General features: G+C 50.6%; 22 protein-coding genes and 1 tRNA gene. 7 read left to right on the forward strand and 16 right to left on the reverse strand.

Annotated elements, in window-relative coordinates:
- Nucleotides 1–16: 16 nt before the first annotated feature.
- The 12 genes from IB196_RS14270 to IB196_RS14325 all read right to left on the reverse strand — a co-directional run bounded on the left by IB196_RS14270 (nt 17) and on the right by IB196_RS14325 (nt 12308).
- A complete protein-coding gene (locus IB196_RS14270) occupies nt 17–502 on the reverse strand; it encodes a TlpA disulfide reductase family protein (RefSeq protein ID WP_188232523.1) in 486 nt (161 codons plus the stop codon).
- On the reverse strand, nt 489–1184 hold the full coding sequence (locus IB196_RS14275; protein ID WP_005122130.1) for an ABC transporter ATP-binding protein: 696 nt from the start codon (nt 1182–1184) through the stop codon (nt 489–491). The genes IB196_RS14270 and IB196_RS14275 overlap by 14 nt, the downstream gene beginning before the upstream one ends.
- Nucleotides 1185–1188: 4 nt before the next feature.
- Nucleotides 1189–2319 carry an FtsX-like permease family protein gene (locus IB196_RS14280; protein ID WP_188232524.1) on the reverse strand — a complete coding sequence of 377 codons (1131 nt, stop codon included), beginning with the start codon at nt 2317–2319 and terminating at the stop codon, nt 1189–1191.
- Nucleotides 2309–3592, reverse strand: coding sequence for an ABC transporter permease (locus IB196_RS14285; protein ID WP_149691705.1), 1284 nt, complete (start codon nt 3590–3592; stop codon nt 2309–2311). The genes IB196_RS14280 and IB196_RS14285 overlap by 11 nt, the downstream gene beginning before the upstream one ends.
- Nucleotides 3593–3594: 2 nt before the next feature.
- Nucleotides 3595–4974 carry a Fe-S-containing protein gene (locus IB196_RS14290; protein ID WP_188232525.1) on the reverse strand — a complete coding sequence of 460 codons (1380 nt, stop codon included), beginning with the start codon at nt 4972–4974 and terminating at the stop codon, nt 3595–3597.
- 200 nt (nt 4975–5174) lie between these two features.
- Entirely contained in the window at nt 5175–5702 is a 528-nt protein-coding gene (locus tag IB196_RS14295) for an iron transporter (protein WP_003035987.1), read from the reverse strand.
- A gap of 29 nt (nt 5703–5731) precedes the next feature.
- Nucleotides 5732–7681, reverse strand: coding sequence for an FTR1 family protein (locus IB196_RS14300; protein WP_040231842.1), 1950 nt, complete (start codon nt 7679–7681; stop codon nt 5732–5734).
- 272 nt (nt 7682–7953) lie between these two features.
- Complete coding sequence (nqrC, locus tag IB196_RS14305) at nt 7954–8706, reverse strand: NADH:ubiquinone reductase (Na(+)-transporting) subunit C (protein ID WP_040231841.1); 753 nt, start codon at nt 8704–8706, stop codon at nt 7954–7956.
- Between the two features lie 194 nt (nt 8707–8900).
- The gene (locus IB196_RS14310; protein WP_040231840.1) at nt 8901–9407 is read right to left on the reverse strand and encodes a protein disulfide oxidoreductase; all 507 of its coding nucleotides are present in this window, start codon (nt 9405–9407) and stop codon (nt 8901–8903) included.
- Complete coding sequence (locus IB196_RS14315; protein ID WP_040231839.1) at nt 9397–10020, reverse strand: DsbA family protein; 624 nt, start codon at nt 10018–10020, stop codon at nt 9397–9399. The genes IB196_RS14310 and IB196_RS14315 overlap by 11 nt, the downstream gene beginning before the upstream one ends.
- On the reverse strand, nt 10017–11897 hold the full coding sequence (locus IB196_RS14320) for a protein-disulfide reductase DsbD domain-containing protein (protein ID WP_188232526.1): 1881 nt from the start codon (nt 11895–11897) through the stop codon (nt 10017–10019). Before IB196_RS14320 ends, IB196_RS14315 begins: the two co-directional genes overlap by 4 nt.
- A gap of 48 nt (nt 11898–11945) precedes the next feature.
- On the reverse strand, nt 11946–12308 hold the full coding sequence (locus IB196_RS14325) for a copper resistance protein (protein ID WP_149691709.1): 363 nt from the start codon (nt 12306–12308) through the stop codon (nt 11946–11948).
- 413 nt (nt 12309–12721) lie between these two features.
- Between IB196_RS14325 and dsbA the strand changes: the two genes are divergently transcribed.
- Nucleotides 12722–13345: a thiol:disulfide interchange protein DsbA gene (gene dsbA, locus IB196_RS14330; protein WP_005123499.1), complete on the forward strand. Its 624-nt coding sequence runs from the start codon at nt 12722–12724 to the stop codon at nt 13343–13345.
- Nucleotides 13346–13457: 112 nt separating this feature from the next.
- Here the strand turns inward: dsbA and IB196_RS14335 are convergent, their stop codons facing one another.
- A complete protein-coding gene (locus IB196_RS14335) occupies nt 13458–13760 on the reverse strand; it encodes an antibiotic biosynthesis monooxygenase (protein WP_005123500.1) in 303 nt (100 codons plus the stop codon).
- A gap of 274 nt (nt 13761–14034) precedes the next feature.
- Between IB196_RS14335 and cbpA the strand changes: the two genes are divergently transcribed.
- Together cbpA and cbpM are read left to right on the forward strand one after the other, a co-directional pair.
- The gene (gene cbpA, locus IB196_RS14340) at nt 14035–14955 is read left to right on the forward strand and encodes a curved DNA-binding protein (RefSeq protein WP_005123501.1); all 921 of its coding nucleotides are present in this window, start codon (nt 14035–14037) and stop codon (nt 14953–14955) included.
- A complete protein-coding gene (cbpM, locus tag IB196_RS14345; RefSeq protein WP_005123502.1) occupies nt 14955–15248 on the forward strand; it encodes a chaperone modulator CbpM in 294 nt (97 codons plus the stop codon). Before cbpA ends, cbpM begins: the two co-directional genes overlap by 1 nt.
- A 535-nt stretch (nt 15249–15783) precedes the next feature.
- Here the strand turns inward: cbpM and IB196_RS14350 are convergent.
- Nucleotides 15784–15871, reverse strand: a tRNA-Ser gene (locus tag IB196_RS14350).
- Between the two features lie 143 nt (nt 15872–16014).
- Nucleotides 16015–17643 (reverse strand): ABC transporter substrate-binding protein, encoded by a 1629-nt coding sequence (locus tag IB196_RS14355; protein WP_005123504.1) that lies wholly within the window; start codon nt 17641–17643, stop codon nt 16015–16017.
- A gap of 271 nt (nt 17644–17914) precedes the next feature.
- Here IB196_RS14355 and yccA point away from each other — a divergent pair, with 271 nt between their 5' ends.
- Entirely contained in the window at nt 17915–18574 is a 660-nt protein-coding gene (yccA, locus tag IB196_RS14360) for an FtsH protease modulator YccA (protein WP_003035917.1), read from the forward strand.
- An 88-nt stretch (nt 18575–18662) separates the two neighbouring features.
- Nucleotides 18663–18992 carry a sulfurtransferase TusE gene (gene tusE / locus IB196_RS14365; protein ID WP_005123506.1) on the forward strand — a complete coding sequence of 110 codons (330 nt, stop codon included), beginning with the start codon at nt 18663–18665 and terminating at the stop codon, nt 18990–18992.
- On the opposite strand, the gene yccX is transcribed toward tusE, so the two are convergent.
- Nucleotides 18989–19270, reverse strand: coding sequence for an acylphosphatase (gene yccX, locus IB196_RS14370; RefSeq protein WP_005123507.1), 282 nt, complete (start codon nt 19268–19270; stop codon nt 18989–18991). The two genes, tusE and yccX, sit on opposite strands and share 4 nt — an antisense overlap.
- 94 nt (nt 19271–19364) lie before the next feature.
- Between yccX and rlmI the strand changes: the two genes are divergently transcribed.
- Together rlmI and hspQ are read left to right on the forward strand one after the other, a co-directional pair.
- On the forward strand, nt 19365–20555 hold the full coding sequence (rlmI, locus tag IB196_RS14375; RefSeq protein ID WP_032936284.1) for a 23S rRNA (cytosine(1962)-C(5))-methyltransferase RlmI: 1191 nt from the start codon (nt 19365–19367) through the stop codon (nt 20553–20555).
- Nucleotides 20556–20612: 57 nt separating this feature from the next.
- Nucleotides 20613–20930 (forward strand): heat shock protein HspQ, encoded by a 318-nt coding sequence (gene hspQ / locus IB196_RS14380; RefSeq protein WP_005123508.1) that lies wholly within the window; start codon nt 20613–20615, stop codon nt 20928–20930.
- Nucleotides 20931–20986 lie beyond the last annotated feature (56 nt).

The following is a 20986-nucleotide window of genomic DNA, read 5'->3' on the forward strand; positions in this document are numbered from 1 at the left end:
TCTCTTTGTATCGCGTTCATCGGGCGGCCAGTCGCGCAAACGTTGCATCTAACTCAGGCGGTTTCCGCATCCCCTGGTGTAATTCCAGCACGCGACCGTCCCTGTCAATTAACACCGAGGTTGGCGTGCCGATGACCTGATAGCGCTCCTGGGAAATCTTAAGCTGATCGCGGAGTACCGGATAAGAAACCTGATGTTTCACCAGTAAGTCATCTATGTTAACCGTCGCCGGATCGGTATTCACAGCCACGACCACAACGTTATCGCCCCACTTTTTACTTAACGCTTCCAGCGAGTCCATTTCGGCAAGACAGCCACCGCATCCCGCCGACCAAAAGTTTAGATAAACAACCTTTCCACGCCAGCGTTCAAGCCCAGCTTCTCCCCCCTGCAGGTCGAATGTTGCCAGCGCCGGGGCTTGCTGCCCAACCACCAACTTTTCTTCTTTACATCCACTAATCAGAACCAAAATGGCGAAAGTTAATACGTTAATCCAGCGCATGTTGAGTAGCCTCCTCACCCTGATATTTGCCATGTTGCAAACGGATAATACGATCGGCAAATAACCCCAGCGCCGGATTATGCGTCACCATCACAATCGTGCGCCCCTGCCGATGCAGGTCAGTGAGTAGATCCAACACCCGCTGTTCATTCTCTTCATCGAGGTTACCCGTAGGTTCATCGGCAAAAATCACCGGCGGCTCATTGACCAGCGCCCGGGCAATGCACACCCGCTGCTGCTCCCCCCCAGAAAGTTGACTCGGCAGGTGCGTTACTCGATGCCCAAGACCGACTTGTTCCAGAACCTTTCTGGCCGCCGCTTCATCTACCACGCTATGGTAGTGTTGCGCCAGCATGATATTCTCCAGCGCGGTTAAAAACGGGATCAAATGAAACTGCTGGAATACCAACCCTATTTTCTCAGCGCGAAAACGGCGACGCCCCTCTTCATCCAGTGCGGCAGCATCAATCCCATCTAAAAACACCTGACCTTCTGTCGCGGTGTCCAGGCAGGTCAGAATATTCATCAGCGTCGTTTTACCCGAACCAGAAGCGCCCATAATCGCGACAAACTCCCCCTGCACTATTTGCAGGTTGATGTCATCTAAGGCGGTAACATCGCCGAACCGTTTATATAAATGGCGGGTTTCAATCGCCATTGACGGGGTCTGCACAACGGACATGGCGTTACTCTCCTTTCAACACTTTTGCGGGTTCGACGCTAACCGCGCGACGGACCGGAACAATCGCCGCCAGAATGGCGACCAGTAAAGATAATGTCAGGGTGACGGGCAGCACTGGCCAGCGTAGCGATATTGCGGCATTGAATACGGTCAGCCCCAGTAGTTGGGCCAACATGTACCCTAAGATCCACCCACAAACCACTGCAGCCAGCGCGATAATGCAGGTTTCGAGGAGAATTTGCCGGACAATATCACCGTTGCTGGCTCCCAACGCTTTTTGCAGCGCAAATTCCCTGGCCCGCTCACCCACAATGGCCATCAACGTGGTATTCACGCACAAAGAGGACAGCGCAAGGATCACAACCGATACCAGCCCCATTAACCCTTTTATTTTATCCAGTACCTGTCCTTCTGAAGCGGAGACTTTCCGTATTGGACGGATCTCCAGATCCGGGTATTGAGCCTGCAATCGGCTGGCATAGTTTTCCACCTGACCGACATCGTTACTGACACTCAGCAGCCCATGGCTAATTTTACCGGGCTGATGCAACCACGCCTGCGCCACATCAAGACTCACAATTAGCATGTTATCTGTCGCATCACCGGCTTCAACAATGCCTTTTATCTGTAAGTTTTTGCGCTGATTGTGATCCACCAGGGTGATGTTATCGCCAGGCTGGACGTTAAGACGCTCCGCCAATTTGACGCCAATCATCGCATTGCGATCGTCAAAGCTGACACCAATCCAACTCCCCTGAACCTGCCAGTACGGCACCAGCTTTTGCAAGGATTCAAACCACACGCCGACAATCACCACCTTCTCCAGCTCGGTACGCGCCATACCGTAAAGCCAAGGACTGGCTCCGTGAACCAGGCCTTGCGGTGCCTGATCTAAAATAGTCTGCAACGCTTGCTGCGGCATGCTGGAGCCATGGCCAGGCCCGATGTAGAAATTTGCGCCAAAGGTTCGCAATTCTTCACTCATTTTGGTATTGATGTCGAACCACACCGCAGATAGTGCGGTCACAATGGTCGCCCCGACCATCAATGCGGCAAATACTACGCTAACTCGCTGAAAACGCAGACGCAGCGCCCGCCATACCAGTAGCCAGAGCATGGTACATTTAGCGGCCATACAGCACCTCCACAGGATACAGGCGGGCAATACGGCGGGCCGGGAACCAGGTGCCAATCAGGGCAATCAGGACCGCAATAACCAATACACATGGCACCACAATCCAGGCAAAATTCAATGGCGCATCAAATAGCATCAGGCCAATCGCTTTCGCCATTCCCCATCCAGCAACACATCCCAATGCCCCTCCGGCCAGTCCACTGGATGCGGCTTCAAGATAGAACAACAGCATGATTTGCCACTGATGCGCGCCAAGCGCCTTCATCAGGCCGATCTCTTTAGCGCGCTCCATAATGGTGCTGGTCATCAGTGACGCGATTCCCATAGCCGAAGCTGCCAGTGCTGCGACGGTCACGACGGCCATCAGCAACTGAATTTTATCGATTACAACCCCCTCAGATGCAGCAACCTGCCACACAGGGCGAACTTCTGCACCGGAAATAGCCTCCTCCAGTTGATGAGCAATGGACGAGACATAGGCTGTGCAGTACCAAAGGTCGTACTCTTCAGCATTCAGTGCATCAAGATTTTCACGCGCCCGGCGCGACAACTCATTTTCCGGCACCGTCAGCGCCGAGACACGAATGGCCTGCACTTTGCCGGGTAGACCCAGCAACGTTTGCGCCGTGCTCAACGGCATAACCAGTTGGTTATCCTCATCCCCGCCGCTGGAGAGGATGCCGCTGACGGTCACATTCAACGTTGTATTACTGGTACGGATCACCAGTTGATCGCCTGGCTTCCAGCCCGTTTGTCGTGCCAACGCATGCCCTACCAGTGTTTGAGGAGCATCACCAGCAGGCTCTTGCGGCCAGTCGCCAGTCACTTGCCAGAACGGGCTTACCGTTTTTTGCCCCGTCTCAAACCCTTCTTCATCTGGAATATCTACCGGTTGGCTGAAGAAGGTGCCGAGAATACGTACTTCTTTGCCGTTAACGTCGACATCACCGCCAAGCATAGGGGCAAAGCCGACAATGTTGTTGCGCCAGAAGATATCCTTAATGTTGGGGAGTTCCGCTTCATCAAGGAAATCCTGTCCTGATAGTGGATTACTGTTTTCACTGAAAAGTGCAGGCAGCGCCGCCTGTCCGGCAGGTTCAATCAAAATATTGGCACCATAGGACTTCAACTCTCTGGACATTTTATCGCCAATATCAATCGACACCGCCAGCAGGGCGGAGATCAGGCTGGACGCAAGAAAGACGGTCATAATAGCCAGCCCCTTGCGTCGGAGATTACGCCCCCAGGATTGTCGTAACATTCGCCACAGCATTGTTACTCCTCCCTCAATTCGGCAGGGACGAACTGTTCCGGCGTTTTACGGAAGCGATCGTAATTGGCCTCGGACGAGAAAAACCAGGTTTTGCCACCATAGCTGTATTTGTAGTCAGCAGAGGTATTCGTCAACGTCGAACCATCAACCGGGTCGGTCACCTTGATGGTCATGACCGTCGAGAAGTAATTCACGCCAGCAGCCAGCTCTTTACCTGGGATCACCAGCTCTTTCTCATCATTACGCCAGTTTTCAATCGGCACCGGATTGCAACCACCAGGTTTACCAATCGAAGGAATGAAAATGTGTACCCCGCATGCCACGCAGATAACTTGATTACCTTCCATCACGTAACCCTGATCGCCACACAGTAGACAGGCATCAAACACTACCCCCAAACGCAACTTGTCGGGATAACGGTTAATCACGAAAAAACGTACCGCTTTACCATCATCAGCCACCCAAACAAAGCGGTGCAGCTTGCCATCACGGAGTTGTTCTATTGGCAGATGAACCATGCCATCACTGGCAAGTTGTACCGGAATGGCTTCTGACAACTGCGGCGGTTGAGAGGCGACTTTTTCCCACCACAGTTGTCCGGCGATCACCACCACCGCACAACCTAGCGTGACCAGCCAAAGACGAAACGCATTTCGACGATGCGCCAGCGCCAGTCGATAAGCAATCGGCTCATCGGCTTTACGCGTCTGGCGGATCGCGCGTAACAATGCCGGTACCCAGCACAGTGCCAGAGCAAGTAATAGGGCGGCCCCCAACCAGTTATACATCGCCGCGTTGTTGGTCACTTTGGCCACGAAACTCAATAGCGATTTCGCCAGCGGTAGCACCTGCAGTTTCATTAACAGCAGCAACAAATTACCGCTTAATGGCAGCCAAATCATGACCATCAGAATCAGCGTCAACGGCCAGTAGAGTCCACGAATACGACGCAACAGCATGGCGCTCAGAACCCCCGCAAGGCAGAGGATCGCAAATGCCAATAGCATTGCCGTCAGATTCAACAGCAGATCGGTATTTAGCACATGGGTGCTGGTTAATCCGCCGAGATTGGGATCCAAAGCCCAATGTCGGGCTGCGCCAAACACCAAAATCCCTTGCCACAGGTAGCGAATGTGCTTTGATACCCACCAGAAGCTCAACACAAACAGCAGCGTAATCATCACTTCTGTGCCAACCAGCAACAATTGCACTGGCTGCGAGCCACGGAGGGTAAGTCCCACCAGCACGCCAAGGATTAAGCCTGTGAGTAAGGTCCAGACGAGTGGGCGTAAAGAAGGGGGATCGATGCGACTCCAGAGAACCCCGGAGAGCAGCGCAATGCAGAAAAAAACCTGTAGCGTCGTGACAAAAAAATAACTCATAACATCGACTCTGTACGGCGGATTGAATGATGTAACTATCCAGGTACATCGATAATTTAGAGCCTGCCCATCAGGGGGATAAGTTCGCGGTCAGTTAAGACATGAGCAGTGCAAAACAAATCGTGGGTACACTTCGTACGTAAGATTGTGAGCACTGCCCGGTCCAAATGGCAAATCAAGCAGCCTGATGGAAAAAGCGCTTAGTTCAGGCCGACGTATTTAAATTCATAACTCACATCAAATGGTTTCCACCAGCGACCAACGCCGGTCTCACTGTCTGTATGACGGTGCATACCTGCTTTTGACGGCGGTTCGATGTGATAGGTCACTTTATAGTTACCCACCCCCATCATTTTGATGTTCGCACCGTAATGAGGGCCATCGCTGGCAACCATCGGCATGAACGTACCTTCTTGTTTTTCACCCGTATCACTGTTAATCAAGGTGTAACTGATAGTCAGATAAGGGATCCACTCGCCTGCGCCAAAACCATTTTTACTGCCTTCCACGGCATGAATATCCGCTTCAAGGTGAATATCGGCTTTTGCGGCCGGTAACCCCATGCCACGCGGTTCCATATCGATTGGCTGCAGGTACACAGCGGCCAGTTCCATCTCATTCATGGTGACAGGCTCGCCTGCCGGATACTCCTTAAAGGCAAACGCTGCCGGAGCAGTGAAAATACCGGCCATCACTGCACTGGCAATCAGGGTTTTCTTCATGGTCATCAGACATATCCTCTCGTCTCAAATAACAGCTATAGATTAGTTTTTATCGTTTCCCCAGGAACAGTGCTTTTCCGCCGCATCACCCACAGCGCCACCAGCGCCGCAAGTAGCAATAGGGCCTGCGGTAATAACGTTTCCACGTAGGGATAAATTCCCAACCAGCTGATTTCAGGGAAGCCGTTAATCAACGTTGGCTGGAACAGCTTACCTTCCACCAGTTCCAGAACCCCTTTGCCCGCAAATACAAAGGCCATCAGGTACATAAAACTGCCGGTAAACATAAAGAACGGCTTCAAAGGCAGGCGTACAACCGAGTAGCGCATAATGAGCCAGGCGACCAGCAGAACAACACAGCCGATAACAAAACCTGCCGCAATCGCCATATGCCCAGAAATATCATTCGCATCCCCGATCAGGGCGTAGTAAAACAGCACGGTCTCCGCCCCTTCGCGGTAAACCGCCAGGAAGCTGGTAAGCCACAGTCCAACCAGTGAACCACGGGAAAGTGAGTGGGACAGTTTTCCTTCCAGCCATGCTTTCCAGTGGCGAGCCTCGACTTTAGACAGTAACCAGTAGCTCATGAAGAACAGCATGACGACGGCAATCAGCATCGTGACGCCTTCCAGCAGTTCTCGGCTGGCGCCGGAATTCGTGAACAGGAGTTGGAATATCACAGCGGTAATGACGCTGGCGATTAATGCGACAATCACCGACTGGCGAATTAACGGAAGTTTATCCTGGTGATTGTTTTTCACCATATAAGCCACGATGGCCGCCACAATAAGCAGGGCCTCCAGTCCTTCACGGACAATGATCATCAGGCTGTAGAGCAGCAGGCTCCACTGGGTCTCTTCTCCTTCTCCCAACATCACCACCGCTTTTTGTAAATCCTGCTCCAGTGCGCTGGCTTCGGCGTTGAGTCTTTCCACTGGCTGACCCGCTTTCATCAGACTAACCAGACGCGTGAAGTAAGCCTCCAGAGAGGTTTTAAACGCCGAATCGCGAGAACCGATTTTGTTTTCCATACCGCTAGCTTCAAAGCGGTCAAAATAACTGTCTTGCACATCCAGAATGGCATTTTTCGCATCGCCCTCCTGGTAACGGGCAATCGCTTTCTGAATACTTTGGTGGATACCCAACGAGACGGCAGCCCAGTCTGCGCGGGCTATATCATCCTGTGCCGTGGGCTTATTCCCCGTATTTTGCACCGCCGTAACCTGCTGTTCGTCACGGGTCGTAGGCAGACCAGGCAGAAGATCCTCAATATCCTGTAACAGCGTAGTGACCTGATAAGAGACATCATTAAGGCGATCCGATTCTGCGGTGAGCGCAATCAACGCAGAAAATTGCTGGTTAATCGCAGCAGCGTCTTTTGCCGATCGATTCTGTCTGACCGACATTTCCATCTCTGAGTTTTTAAAACCCTGGTAGTGCGCTTGTTGAACGTTCTGGCTGGCTACGCTTAAATTCCCGGCCTGATAGTTATTTACTGCCTGGGCCAACAAATCGTCGATAACGCGAAAACTCTCTTGCCAGTGTACGGCGATATCTGTCCTGGAAAACGCATTGTGCTGCTCTTCGGCAACCAGGCGATGTCCGCCATCTAACACAGGTTCAACTTCGCGCAGCGAGGCTTTGAGCCAGTCGATTTTAGACTGCACGTCAGAGAACGATTTTTTTTCGCCAATCATGCGACGGATCTCACCAAAAGCGCTTTCCATCTCATAACTTTTGCTGGCGGAAATGTTGATTCGGATAGGACCTTCAAGGTTTTCAAATACCTCAAAGTAAGCCATTTGCACCGTTCGCCGTGCTTCATCAGTTTGTTGTTGAGAGTAAAGTTCTGCTGTTTTATCAAGACGTTGCTCAATATCCTCAATTAATGGAGCATAGTTTGTTGCAGCCCATACATGAAGGCTTACAAGCAAGCTACACAAAGTGGTCAGCAGGAAAACACAGAACTTACGCACGGTACGCATCCCGTAAAATACAAATGATAATTATTATCATTACTGATTTTAGCTTGCGTTGTACATGACCTGGATCATAAAAATGTCAATAGGTAACAAGTTATGTAAATTTATCTCATGAAAATGTGATGAATACGAAATTGAGACATTCGGGATTTATTAATGATGCCGTCAATACAGGAGAATTTATCGGTGATATGGAATAGAGTTTCCCCATACTCACTGACGCAAATGAGGCCGACAGTGAGTATGAAAATAAACGTTATTTAAAACAAAAGTGTTCAGGGAACTATTATATCAGGACTACGAGTAATCCGTTGCAAAAAACGGCCGTAACCCTGTTCGCCTGTCCAGTAGTTGATGCTTCTCTCAACCCCACTCGATGTCAGGGTCGCACCAGAAATACCATCTACTGTATATTCATCGATATTCTCTGGTTTCTCCTGAGTTATTCTTAATGCTGGCATCCAGTTATTATCAACCACTTTTTTACCCGCCCATTGCTTGCGCCAACTCTCATCTTCCACTCTGGCTCCCAAAAAAGGAGTTTCCCGCTGCTGATAGTAATACAGGTTTTTAACCGTACGTCCGTCTGGGTCAAGAGCCAGAAAGGCATACATCATTGACTTCGCGCCCTTACCAAAAACAGGGAGTATAATTTGTTGAATTTTATTATTTTTATCTTTTACCAGATATACATCTGCAATCGTACAACGCTGATGGATCTTCGCGGGATCATGTTCCGGAGCGAGTTTTTTACATCCCTGCGTCTGGACGTCATCAGCTACCCACTCACCAGAATCCAGATTAACCTTACGCGCTAAAATATAACGTTGATACAAATTTTTAATTGTTTTTTTATCCTGCGCATCTGATTTCAACAAGCCTGAAGCATGCAGAATGGCGGCATGTTTCTCTTCACTGGTAGGTTCAGTGAGTTCCCCCTGATACATCATAAACCAGACAATAGCAGCAATAAAAATAAGGATACAAAAAAACATCATTGATATAACAATAACTTTACCCTTGCGCATTATTCTATAATCCCTGCGAGAAATAAGATATTTAAAACACCATCAGATATGCCATTACCTTTGTGGATTTGCAACTACAGAAAAAATCAAAAATATATAGCTATTAGTATATGATTTCAGGATCCAATATCAGAACAACATGTTTTTCTTACCTTTTTATCGTAAAAAAATGCCGGGTTTCCCCGGCACAAATATCAGAACATTTTCGCCCACCACAACCGAAGCTTCATGCCCCAGTAACTGGTCCAGCCGCTGGTTGTCGACACCACGCGACCGTGCGACATCACCACCAGCGTTGGCGTGACGCTGATATCCCAGCTGCGGGAGATGGTTCCGTCGGCATCGTTGATGACGGGAAAGTCTACGCCTTTACGCGCCAGCCAGCGCATCACCTCCACCTCATTACCAGAACGCAGCGCAATGGTTATCACGTTCTCGCCTTCTGAGTGCAGTCTGGCGATTTCCGGTGTCGTGAACCGACACACGCCACACCAGCTCGCCCAGAAATAGATCAGCACTGGATCCTCTTTGCTGAGCGCGGCCAGCGTAACGTTTTCACCATCCAGCGTCTGCAAAGGCGTACTGTCAAACGCAGCGGGAAGCTTAGGTGCTCGCCAGACATCCATCAACAACATCGCCCCGGCGAATAACACCAGTAAGATCAGTCCTTCGCGCAGCCAGCGGCGCAGTTTACTGACCATTTGCGGCCGCCAGTTTTTCTTTGACCACCTCTTCCAGTGTTTCCCACGGTACTGCACCCGGGATCAGCTCATCGCCAATAATCGTTGCGGGGGTTCCCTGCACACCCACCAGTCGCGCCAGTTGCAGGTTAGTGCTCAGCGTCTCTTCACTTTGTGCATCCAGCGTCACAGGGCTGGCAGCGGCTTTCTCCTGTGCCTGTTTAATACTCACTGCCGTGTGGTAACCCTTCTTCTGCATCAGTTTCTCATGTAACGCCAGAAACTGCTGCGGATGCTCACGCCAGGTCGTCAGTGCGGTTCGCGCCGACAGAACCGAACTTTCCCCTTTAAACGGCAGCGGTTTAATCACCACCGCCACATCAGGATATTTCTGTACAATTTTTTCCAGCATCGGATCCAACTGCTTGCAATACGGGCAGTTGTAATCGGTGAAATTGATCAACGTTAGTTTAGCCTGCCTGGCACCAATACGAGGGCTATTGGGATCGTTAAACAGCGCTTCCTGAATCAGCGCTTCAATTTGCTTCTCCTGTTCAGGCGTAAATGGCGCAGGTTCTTTCGCCACGCTGACGGCAGAAAACAGGGTTAGCAGCAGGGCAATCATCATTTTCATGGGTTCACTCCTTTGGCATCGGCCAGTGTATTCAGCACCGCATCGCGGGTTAACAACGTTGGCAATGCCTGGCCTTGCGGCATGCCGGGGCCATAAATTTGGTTGAACGGCACAGCAACCTGGCCGCGTTTTTTCAGGAATTCGGTGATCGCTTCAGAGGGCAGCGTCCAGTCCCCCCGCAGAGCCACCACATCGGATTGTTGCAGTGCAGTCTGAACATCTTCTTTTTGTAGCACATTGAATTTATTAACTTTACAGGTAATACACCAGTCAGCCGTCACATCTACAAATACGCGCTTATGCTGGGCCAGTGCATCTTCGATGGCCTGATCGCTCAGCGGTTGCCAGTTCACACTCTCTTTGGCTGCGCTTTGGCTTGCGACCCCCAAATGCGGGAGCAGCAAGGTTGCCAGCCAGATAGCCGAGCCAAGCATCATTACGCCGAGAAGACGCCGCAAGATATTCATCCAACGCCCCGGACGCGGCAGACGCAGCGCCAGACCCGGACGCAGTGCCACCAGCAACCATGGCAAGCTCATCCCCAGCCCGAGCGCGAGGAACAGCCCCCATAGCGTCGGCAGCGAGGCGGTCAACGCCACCGCCACTGCCGTCCCCAGGAACGGGGCACTGCACGGTGTGGCAAGCAACGTCGCAAACGCGCCCTGCCAGAAATGCCCTGACAAGCCGTTACCGCCGCGTGTTGCCAGTATGGTGGTCATTGCTGAAGGAAGGCGAAATTCAAACAGCCCAAACAGGCTGGCGCTGAACGTCAGCATCACCAGCATCATAAAGCCGATAAACCACGGACTCTGGAACTGGATCCCCCAACCAAGCGCCTGATTGGTCAGACGCAGCACCGTCATCAGCAACGCGAGGGCCATAAAAGAGACCAGGATGCCAGCCACCGATGCCAGAAACTGGCGGCGAACCTGAAGACGGCTTTTCTCCTCAACCAGTAAAATCGAGCCCAGCTTCATGCCCAGCACTGGAAGCACGCAGGGCATTAAGTTAAGGATCAACCCGCCTGACAGCGCCATCAGCACCACCTGCCACAGTGGGATCGCTGCATTCGGCACCACTGGCGCATCGCCAATGGCAAGACGACTTTCCTGCGCAACGCCGTTATCAGCCAGAACCAGTATAAGTTGCTTACCACGAAGATTCGGCGCCCCTTCCCCCCAGCTGTCATGAACCGGAACCGTTGCCCATAGTGTTTCGCCCTCTACACGGATTTGCGGCATACCAAAATCCGCATCATCAACGGTGTCCAGGTACAGGCCTGGCGCAGACCAGCCCCCCGTACGACGCGCCTCAACCACCAGCTCTCCGGCTCGCGCCCCGGCACTAAGCGCATCGGTTAGCCCGCTGGCCAGCGGTATCTGCCCCATCGCTTGCGCATAGTCATGAGCAAAAGACGGGTCCTGGACGCCCGGCGTCACAGAAAAGGGAAAATCCGTTAACAGGCAGACATTGCTGCAGATTGATAGGGTCAATACACCGTTAAGGGTGGCTGGCGTTGTGCCACGTACTACCATCGGAAAGGTGACATTATCGTGATATCCCTGGGTGGTGATATTGGCGACATCAAAACGCGCGGGAGTCGGCCAGTACCAATCAACAGCAGGCATTTTATCTTTCCAGACGATGGACGGTGCTACACCGCCCTCACCCGGCGATCGCCAGTAGGTTTTCCAGCCATCCTCCAGTTTAACATCGAGCAGCAGTCGGGTTTCACCGTCTGCAGCTGTATCGGCACGTAACCGCACACTGGCGTGATTGTTATCGGGTGAACGCAGCCAACCGATATCAGCCGCCCAGGATACGGGCAGCCATAGCAATAACAGGCAGAGCAGCGCCTGCCTGGAAACAGTCTTCATATTTTTTCTCCGTGAATAATTTTCTAACAGTCAGCAACGGCTGCGCTGTCATTCACGGAAGACACAAAATCGGAGATGAACCCTAAGTGTGGGCGGCGAGATAGCGCGCGGAGGGAAAAAAGGGAGGCGAAATGCCCGCACGGGCGTCAACAGCGACAGGAGCAAACATAGCACCAGAATCGCGCCTTCAAACAATACTGGCGGTGCAGCCAGCAATGATTTTGCACTCAGCTCACAAGGCGTAACGGGTGAAGCCTCATCGGTATCAGCCTGGGCGCTCGCGACAACAGCAGTGGTCGCGGTGTTCATCTGCAACGCGTGCAGACCCGCCATGCGCTGCGCGGTGCATACCATCACCACAACACATGCCAGGCAGAGGAACCACCATCCCATCCGTTGACGTTTCGCCATTATACCCTCACTGATTGACGCGAGTTATCTTAGTCACTGGCGAGGTTTTGGCAACCTTTACCCTGTAAAGTTATGTCGGCAGAGGCCGGTCAATTCTCATTCCTCCCCAGAGCGCTGCCCAGAAATGATAATTAATCTTGTTAATTAATTTCATTGTTGCAAAATAATAGTGCTAATAAAACAAGACTGGAAATATCACAGGGTTTATTATCAGTCATTCCAAAAGCGTCCCAAAAGATATTTCACCACTGATGATAAAAATGGATGAGAAATCCGCCAGTGGATATTCCCACGTAAATGAAAGTAAGGGCCAGCACATTTTCGGATAAATAATGTATTATAACTTACCGCAATGAACGTTATGTTCATCATCAAAAAAATTGTTTGTTAAATGTTATTTAGAGTATATGGAAATGAAAAAAATCTTACTTCCTCTTCTGGGCCTGATTTTTACTATGAGCGTTCAGGCAGCAATATTTACCGATGGCAAGGAATATATTTCACTTGAAAAGCCAGTTGCGACAGCGCCCGCTGCGCTTAAGTTCTTTTCATTTTATTGCCCTTCATGCTACCAATACGATGAAGTTCTGGAAGTCACTGATAATGTGAAAAAAGCATTACCTACTGATGTCAAACTTACTGAGTATCACGTTGATTTCTTAGGTCCGTTGGGGCCGGAGATGACGCACGCATGGTCTGTCGCTATGCTGTTAAACGTGGAAGATAAAGTAAAACCTTTACTGTTTGATGCCGTGCAGAAAAAACAAACTGTTAAAACAGCAGATGATATTCGCAATGTATTTATCCGCGCTGGCGTCAGTGCAAGTGACTATGATGCTGCATGGAATAGCTTTGCCGTAAAATCATTAACGGCGAAGCAACAGGAGTTGGCTAAAGCGGTAGACCTGAAAGGTGTACCGGCTATCTTTATCAAGGGTAAATATATGATTAACCCGAAAGGATTAAAATCAGATAACGTTAACGCTTTTGTCCAGAACTACGCTGATACCGTTCGTTTTCTTTTTTCCAGACCTTGATAAGCCGTTAATATTCCTGACGCACCATTAACAGGAGCCAGAGCCTGTTCTGGCTCCTGTTGCTACAGGCAGACATTATTGACTGTCAACTGTCATATACGCTGGCAGAACCTTATTCAGAGGCGTAATCCTTCAAAACAGAGGCAACACGTATTCTGTAGTATGAAAAAATCAACTGCTTACCCTCCTGTTGTGCGGCCTGATGCCTGATGTTGCATTTCCATCTGAGCACTGCATCCTCATCCTCCCACCATGAAAGTGACAGCATTTTCCCGGGCGTATTAATGCTCTGAAATCGTTCGATAGAAATAAATCCTGAGATCTCTGCCAACAACGGCTTCAGCTCTGAGGCCAGTTGAAGATATCGCTCTCCAGCCTGAGGATGCACATCTGCTTCAAAAATAACGGCGATCATTCAGTATCTCTCCCTTGTTAATTTCAGCTACTCTATTACCGGGTTAAATGCCATGCTTCGCTCAACAACGAACTGTCTGGGGAAAAGGGAAAATGTGAGTGTGACATGTAAATAAACAAGCAGGCTCACCACATTAGCCGGTGCCCCTTTTATGACCTGTGCCCCCCTTTTTCATGGTTGGCATTCGCGCCTATCAGGATTACCCTAAACTTAACGGTGATACCTTTTGAGAGGGATTGCCTTCTTCATGTGTTGATTTACACGAGAGAACGCTATGGAATTAAAGGATTATTACGCCATTATGGGCGTGAAGCCGACAGACGATCTCAAGACAATCAAGACCGCCTACCGTCGTCTCGCGCGAAAATACCATCCCGATGTCAGCAAAGAGCCCGACGCTGAAGCCCGTTTTAAAGAAGTTGCCGAAGCCTGGGAAGTACTGAGCGATGAACAGCGACGCGCCGAATACGACCAACTGTGGCAGCATCGCAACGACCCGCAGTTTAATCGTCAGTTCCAGCAAGGAGAAGGTCAAAGCTACAGCGCTGAAGATTTCGACGATATCTTCTCTTCAATTTTTGGCCAGCACGCACATCAGTCACGGCAGCGCCACGCCAGTCGCGGACATGATATTGAAATCGAGGTCGCCGTTTTCCTTGAAGAAACCCTTGCTGAGCATAGCCGCACCATCAGTTACAACCTGCCGGTATACAATGCGTTTGGCATGATCGAGCGAGAAATCCCCAAAACCCTCAACGTTAAGATCCCGGCCGGTGTCGGCAATGGGCAGCGCATTCGCCTGAAAGGTCAGGGAACCCCTGGTGAAAACGGTGGCCCGAACGGTGATTTGTGGCTGGTGATTCATATCGCGCCGCATCCGCTGTTTGATATTGTTAATCAGGATCTGGAAGTTGTCGTTCCGCTTGCGCCATGGGAAGCTGCATTGGGCGCAAAAGTAACTGTACCAACACTCAAAGAGAGTATTTTGCTGACCATCCCCGCAGGAAGCCAGGCCGGACAGCGATTACGTATCAAAGGCAAAGGTCTGGTCGGTAAAAAACATACTGGCGACCTGTACGCGGTCATCAAAATCGTGATGCCGCCGAAACCTGACGACAACAGCGCCGCCTTGTGGCAACAGCTGGCGGATGCGCAGAAGTCCTTTGATCCGCGTAAAGAGTGGGGGAAAGCATAATGGCTAACGTGACCGTTACCTTTACCATTACCGAGTTTTGTCTGCATACCGGTGTTTCTGCAGAGGAACTGAATGAAATTGTCGGTTTAGGGGTAATCGAACCCCGTGAAGATGAGACCTTTGATGACCATGCGCTGACCGTGGTGCAACGCGCACTGCGTCTGCGCCATGAACTGGCGCTTGACTGGCCAGGAATTGCCGTCGCACTGACGTTGCTCGAGGAAAACGCGCAACTGCGGCAGGAAAACCGCCTTTTGCGCCAACGCCTGTCCCGATTTATTTGCCATCCGTGAATATGTTAAGGGTGCGGTGATGAGCCGCACCTACAGGTAAGTAGGGCGTATTTTTTATAAAGAACCACACTCATCAGATTCGATTTCTCGGTTACGGATTGTTGAGCTCAATACCCGCCCGGCAGATAGTCAGAAAAACTGCGGATGAATGACTCCATCCGCGTCAGCTTTTTAGCCAGAAATAACGTTTATGGGTAACCATCTCACCAGTACCGACAATGTCCTTCTGCACAGCGCGTCGATTTGCTGATGATCTGAACTTGCCTCCCCCAGAGAAACACTCCTGGACTGACCTGGATTCAGTTAAGGCTCTTACAGGTCATGAATACATCATGACCATGCCTTCAGCCACGCCAATATGGAAAGACTTTAGATGTGCAGTTAAATTGCAGCGTATGGCACTAAAAGGAAAAAACCTGGACTCGGGGTAAGCAAGTGTTCGAATGTTACATGAGGGGATTGGCGAATATTGCAAGTCTATTCTAATGCATCAAAAGCAAAAAGGGGTTACCTTTCGGTAACCCCTTTTCATGTTTGGCGGAAGCGTAGAGATTCGAACTCTAGAACCCTTTCGGGTCGCCGGTTTTCAAGACCGGTGCCTTCAACCGCTCGGCCACGCTTCCAATGAGGCGCACTATAAACATCCCGAACGGACCTGTAAAGCACCAATGTGTTCGTTTGCCTGAAAAACAGCCAAAATGTCGTTAATCGACTTAAATAACAACAAATTGACCGTTTATTCAGCACAAATCCGGGCTACTGCTGTTTAATGTTTTTTGATGTACATATCTTTGGTGAAGTAATTCCCCCGATTATCCGGCGCAAATCCGCCTACCCACGGCTTCACCAGGTGTGTGCGGACATAGTGGTAAACCGGAATCGCCGGTACATCCTCGCCTAACACATCTTCCGCCTGCTGGTAATATTTCCCGCGCTCTGGCAAAGAACGGGCTTTTGCCGCATTACGCATCGCTTCATCGTAGGCTGGATTACTGTATCGGGTGGTATTTTCACTATCGCCTGTGCGGAAAATATTGAGGAAGCTCGACGCATCGTCGTAATCCGCTATCCATGCATAGCGTACGACGTCAAAATTGCCGGTGTGCATGGTATCCAGCATCGTTTTCCATTCCTGGTTTTGCAGCTTTGCCTCAACACCAAGATTTTTCTTCCACATTGACGAGGCGGCAATCGCGATTCGCTGATGCGTTTCGAAAGTGTTGTAGAGCAGATTTAATGTAAGCGGATGCTCAGGACCGTAGCCCGCTTCCGCCAGCAGTTTTTTTGCCTCGGCAATGCGTTTGTCGAGTGGCCATGATGCGTAGTCTGGCGCGTGTAATTTTACCCCGCCAATTTCAGGCTGGCTGATAACCCACGCCGCACGTTGTCCCTGCCCCATCACCTTTTGCGCAATGATGTCTTTATCTAACGCCATATTTAGCGCCCGACGCACGCGCGGGTCGTTAAACGGCGCACGCGTGGTATTAAACTGATAATAATAGGTTGAAAGCTGAGGTGAGACATGGAGTTCATCACCCATCGTCTTTTTCAATTGAGCAAACTGATTGACCGGAACACTAAAAACAATATCGATTTCCCCGGCTTTGTAACGGTTAACGTCTGCAGCCTCTGAACTGATGGGCAAATACGTCACTTTATTAATGACCGTGTGCTGATCGTCCCAGTAATGCGGGTTGCGCACGGCAACAATCCGCTCGTTGACGACCCACTGCGACAACTTATACGCACCACTGCTGACAAAGTGCTCCGGACGAGTCCACTTATCGCCAAAGCGGCCAATCAGCACTTTATCCAGCGGGACCAGTGATGGGTGCGCCAGCATCGCTAAAAATGCCGCTGTCGGCTGCGTCAGGGTAATTTCCAGCGTGGTGTCATTCAGTGCCTTGACCCCAAGCGTAGCGGGATCTTTTTTCCCCTGAGCAATATCAACCGCATTTGCGACATGCATATTGCCCAGATAAGAGGCATAGGGTGAGGTAGTTTGCGGTGAAACCAGGCGCTGCCAGCTCCAGACGACATCCTGTGCAGTAATAGCCGATCCATCTGACCAGGTTATGCCTGGACGTAAATGAAAGATCCAGACAGTGTTATCTTTATTCTCCCAGGAGGCAGCAAGACGGGGCGCAATAGTGCCATCCAGGTTTACGGCCACCAGTCCATCGAACATATCGCTGATTAAATTAAACTCAACGTTGCTTTCAACTTTATGCGGATCCAGTGAGGCTGGCTCACTGCCGTTATTTCTGACCAGTTCTTGTTGAGCTGCCAGTTCTGTGCCCGCGGGAACTGTCGCAGCGCTCGCCATGCCGTTGATAGACATCAAACAGGCAGCCAACAGCGTAAATGTAAATACCTTCGATTTATGTTGAGTCATTCCCTTTACCTTATTGTTCTGTTTTATATTGACACCACTGTCACTCTTAAAGGCATGTAGGGAATAACGCAATATTTTTCAGTTACCTGGCAGATACCAATCTGACATTTTTGCATAAACAGTGGTAACATCTAATCCAGAAGCTTTTGCTGAAATAATATGCTTAAGCCTGGCGGGTTAAAATGCGTAAAGATGGGTAAAACCGCTGGGTCGTTACCGTTGATTTCATTATCCTCCATCATTAATTACATCTGTCATAAGAGAGTGACTCATGGATCGTATTATCAGTTCTTCGCGCGATCGTACATCGCTACTCAGCACGCATAAGGTGCTGCGTAATACCTATTTCCTGCTCAGCCTGACGCTGGCGTTTTCAGCTATCACCGCAACTGCCAGTACAGTACTGATGCTGCCGTCTCCGGGTCTGATTCTGACGCTGGTTGGTATGTATGGTCTGATGTTCCTGACCTACAAAACGGCAGATAAACCAGTAGGTATTCTGTCTGCTTTCGCCTTCACCGGTTTCCTGGGTTACATCCTGGGACCGATTCTGAACACTTACCTGTCGGCAGGTATGGGTGACGTGATCGGTATGGCGCTGGGTGGTACGGCGCTGGTCTTCTTCAGCTGTTCTGCGTATGTTCTGACCACGCGTAAAGACATGTCCTTCCTCGGCGGTATGCTGATGGCAGGTATCGTAGTCGTGCTGATTGGTATGGTTGCGAATATTTTCCTGCAACTGCCAGCGCTGCACCTGGCGATTAGCGCGGTGTTTATCCTGATCTCTTCAGGTGCCATCCTGTTTGAAACCAGCAACATCATCCGTGGTGGTGAAACCAACTACATCCGTGCAACCGTCAGCCTGTATGTATCGCTGTACAACATCTTCGTCAGCCTGCTGAGCATTCTGGGCTTCGCCAGCCGCGATTAAGATACCAACACGCATTATCCAGCCCCGCTTATGCGGGGCTTTCTTTTTTGGTAAACTGCCGCCAGTTTGACTAACGCAGTGAAGAATTATGTTGATCTTTGAAGGTAAAGAAATCAGTACTGATAGCGAAGGCTATTTAAAAGACACAACCGAATGGAGCGAGCCGCTGGCAGTTGCCATTGCTGAAAACGAAGGAATTACGCTGTCAGCAGAACACTGGGAAGTGGTGCGTTTTGTCCGCGAGTTTTATCTGGAGTTTAATACCTCCCCCGCTATTCGTATGCTGGTCAAAGCGATGGCCAACAAGTTTGGCGAAGAGAAAGGCAACAGCCGTTATCTCTACCGCCTGTTTCCAAAAGGTCCAGCTAAGCAGGCCACCAAAATTGCCGGTCTGCCAAAACCGGTCAAATGTATTTAGTAGCGGATACTAAAGCCCGTTAACGCTTCGCCAGGCCGATGCGGTTCGCTGAGAACTCTGTCTACCCTGGCGCTACGCGGGCCCCCGGCTTTTAACCACTTCATCAGTTGTTCTACCTGCTCGCTGTCACCGCAGGCGACAACCTCTACGCTGCCGTCATCCATATTCTTCGCGTATCCGGTCAATCCCAGCCGTTGTGCTTCATGCTGGGTGGTGTAGCGAAATCCTACCCCCTGAACCCGGCCATAGACCCAGGCGATTATGCAAACTTTCGACATTGCGGTTCTCCTTATCATCACAGCGCGCGTTGCAAATATGCGTAAAACTCAGGACAATGGCGCCCATTTCTTTGAATTGACAGAATAGTAAATTATGAGTGTACGTTTAGTGTTAGCCAAAGGGCGCGAAAAATCATTACTGCGCCGCCATCCGTGGGTATTTTCCGGTGCTGTCGCACGTATGGAAGGTAAAGCCAACCTCGGTGAAACCATCGATATTGTTGACCATCAGGGTAAATGGTTAGCACGCGGCGCGTACTCACCCGCGTCGCAGATCCGTGCACGCGTCTGGACATTTGACAAGTCTGAGTCCATCGATATTGATTTCTTCACCCGTCGTCTGCAGCAGGCGCAGACATGGCGTGACTGGCTGGCGAAAAAAGACGGGCTGGACAGCTACCGTCTGATCGCCGGAGAATCCGATGGTCTGCCGGGTGTCACCATTGACCGCTTTGGCAACTTTCTGGTGTTGCAGTTGCTCAGCGCCGGTGCTGAATATCAACGCGCCGCCCTGATTAGCGCTCTGCAAATTGTTTTCCCGGACTGCGCCATTTATGACCGTAGCGATGTGGCCGTGCGTAAAAAAGAAGGTATGGAGCTGACTCAAGGGCCAGTAACGGGCGAGCTTCCGCCAGCACTGCTGCCAATTGAAGAGCACGGAATGAAGCTGCTGGTTGATATTCAGCATGGTCACAAAACCGGCTATTACCTCGATCAACGCGATAGCCGCCTGGCCACGCGTCGTTATGTGGAAAATCAGCGCGTACTGAACTGTTTCTCCTATACTGGTGGATTCGCCGTCTCTGCATTAATGGGTGGCTGCCGCCAGGTCGTCAGCGTTGATACTTCCCAGGAAGCTCTCGACATCGCCCGCCAGAACGTAGAGCTGAACAAGCTGGATCTGAGCAAAGCTGAGTTCGTGCGTGATGATGTGTTCAAGTTGCTGCGCGCCTATCGCGATCGTGGTGAGAAATTTGATGTTATCGTAATGGACCCGCCGAAATTTGTCGAAAACAAAAGCCAGTTGATGGGCGCCTGCCGCGGCTATAAAGACATCAATATGCTGGCAATTCAGTTGCTGAATCCGGGTGGCGTACTGCTGACATTCTCCTGCTCCGGATTGATGACCACCGATTTATTTCAGAAAATCATCGCCGATGCCGCAATAGATGCCGGGCGTGATGTACAATTTATAGAGCAGTTCCGTCAGGCCGCCGATCATCCGGTGATCGCTACCTACCCGGAAGGGCTGTATCTGAAAGGGTTTGCCTGTCGCATCATGTAACTTGAAAAGTGGAATATTACCCTTACATAGAGGGTATCTATTTCCCGGGAGGTGACTATGATTGCCAGCAAATTCGGTATCGGCCAGCAGGTCCGCCATTCCCTGTTAGGTTACCTCGGAGTGGTCGTGGATATCGACCCGGAATATTCGCTTGATGACCCGTCACCTGATGAGTTGGCGGTTAACGACGAACTTCGCGCCGCTCCCTGGTATCACGTAGTGATGGAAGACGATAATGGCCTGCCAGTACATACGTATCTGGCTGAAGCACAGTTGAGTAGCGAGCTACAGGAAGAACATCCAGAGCAACCGTCGATGGATGAACTGGCACGGACAATCCGTAAACAACTCCAGGCTCCACGCCTGCGCAACTGATCGCTTTTACCCGGCCTACAACGATACCAGTCGTAGGCCGGATTCGTATCCAATCA

It is taken from the genome of Citrobacter sp. C6_1 (assembly GCF_014596835.2).
GTDB lineage: Bacteria > Pseudomonadota > Gammaproteobacteria > Enterobacterales > Enterobacteriaceae > Citrobacter > Citrobacter pasteurii.

What these genes read in the sequence shown, in the direction of transcription:
- IB196_RS14270 (WP_188232523.1), bottom strand. Translation starts at nt 502, where the DNA reads ATGCGCTGGATTAACGTATTAACTTTCGCCATTTTGGTTCTGATTAGT.
- IB196_RS14275 (WP_005122130.1), bottom strand. Translation starts at nt 1,184, where the DNA reads ATGTCCGTTGTGCAGACCCCGTCAATGGCGATTGAAACCCGCCATTTA.
- IB196_RS14280 (WP_188232524.1), bottom strand. Translation starts at nt 2,319, where the DNA reads ATGGCCGCTAAATGTACCATGCTCTGGCTACTGGTATGGCGGGCGCTG.
- IB196_RS14285 (WP_149691705.1), bottom strand. Translation starts at nt 3,592, where the DNA reads ATGCTGTGGCGAATGTTACGACAATCCTGGGGGCGTAATCTCCGACGC.
- IB196_RS14290 (WP_188232525.1), bottom strand. Translation starts at nt 4,974, where the DNA reads ATGAGTTATTTTTTTGTCACGACGCTACAGGTTTTTTTCTGCATTGCG.
- IB196_RS14295 (WP_003035987.1), bottom strand. Translation starts at nt 5,702, where the DNA reads ATGACCATGAAGAAAACCCTGATTGCCAGTGCAGTGATGGCCGGTATT.
- IB196_RS14300 (WP_040231842.1), bottom strand. Translation starts at nt 7,681, where the DNA reads ATGCGTACCGTGCGTAAGTTCTGTGTTTTCCTGCTGACCACTTTGTGT.
- nqrC (WP_040231841.1), bottom strand. Translation starts at nt 8,706, where the DNA reads ATGCGCAAGGGTAAAGTTATTGTTATATCAATGATGTTTTTTTGTATC.
- IB196_RS14310 (WP_040231840.1), bottom strand. Translation starts at nt 9,407, where the DNA reads ATGGTCAGTAAACTGCGCCGCTGGCTGCGCGAAGGACTGATCTTACTG.
- IB196_RS14315 (WP_040231839.1), bottom strand. Translation starts at nt 10,020, where the DNA reads ATGAAAATGATGATTGCCCTGCTGCTAACCCTGTTTTCTGCCGTCAGC.
- IB196_RS14320 (WP_188232526.1), bottom strand. Translation starts at nt 11,897, where the DNA reads ATGAAGACTGTTTCCAGGCAGGCGCTGCTCTGCCTGTTATTGCTATGG.
- IB196_RS14325 (WP_149691709.1), bottom strand. Translation starts at nt 12,308, where the DNA reads ATGGCGAAACGTCAACGGATGGGATGGTGGTTCCTCTGCCTGGCATGT.
- dsbA (WP_005123499.1), top strand. Translation starts at nt 12,722, where the DNA reads ATGAAAAAAATCTTACTTCCTCTTCTGGGCCTGATTTTTACTATGAGC.
- IB196_RS14335 (WP_005123500.1), bottom strand. Translation starts at nt 13,760, where the DNA reads ATGATCGCCGTTATTTTTGAAGCAGATGTGCATCCTCAGGCTGGAGAG.
- cbpA (WP_005123501.1), top strand. Translation starts at nt 14,035, where the DNA reads ATGGAATTAAAGGATTATTACGCCATTATGGGCGTGAAGCCGACAGAC.
- cbpM (WP_005123502.1), top strand. Translation starts at nt 14,955, where the DNA reads ATGGCTAACGTGACCGTTACCTTTACCATTACCGAGTTTTGTCTGCAT.
- IB196_RS14355 (WP_005123504.1), bottom strand. Translation starts at nt 17,643, where the DNA reads ATGACTCAACATAAATCGAAGGTATTTACATTTACGCTGTTGGCTGCC.
- yccA (WP_003035917.1), top strand. Translation starts at nt 17,915, where the DNA reads ATGGATCGTATTATCAGTTCTTCGCGCGATCGTACATCGCTACTCAGC.
- tusE (WP_005123506.1), top strand. Translation starts at nt 18,663, where the DNA reads ATGTTGATCTTTGAAGGTAAAGAAATCAGTACTGATAGCGAAGGCTAT.
- yccX (WP_005123507.1), bottom strand. Translation starts at nt 19,270, where the DNA reads ATGTCGAAAGTTTGCATAATCGCCTGGGTCTATGGCCGGGTTCAGGGG.
- rlmI (WP_032936284.1), top strand. Translation starts at nt 19,365, where the DNA reads ATGAGTGTACGTTTAGTGTTAGCCAAAGGGCGCGAAAAATCATTACTG.
- hspQ (WP_005123508.1), top strand. Translation starts at nt 20,613, where the DNA reads ATGATTGCCAGCAAATTCGGTATCGGCCAGCAGGTCCGCCATTCCCTG.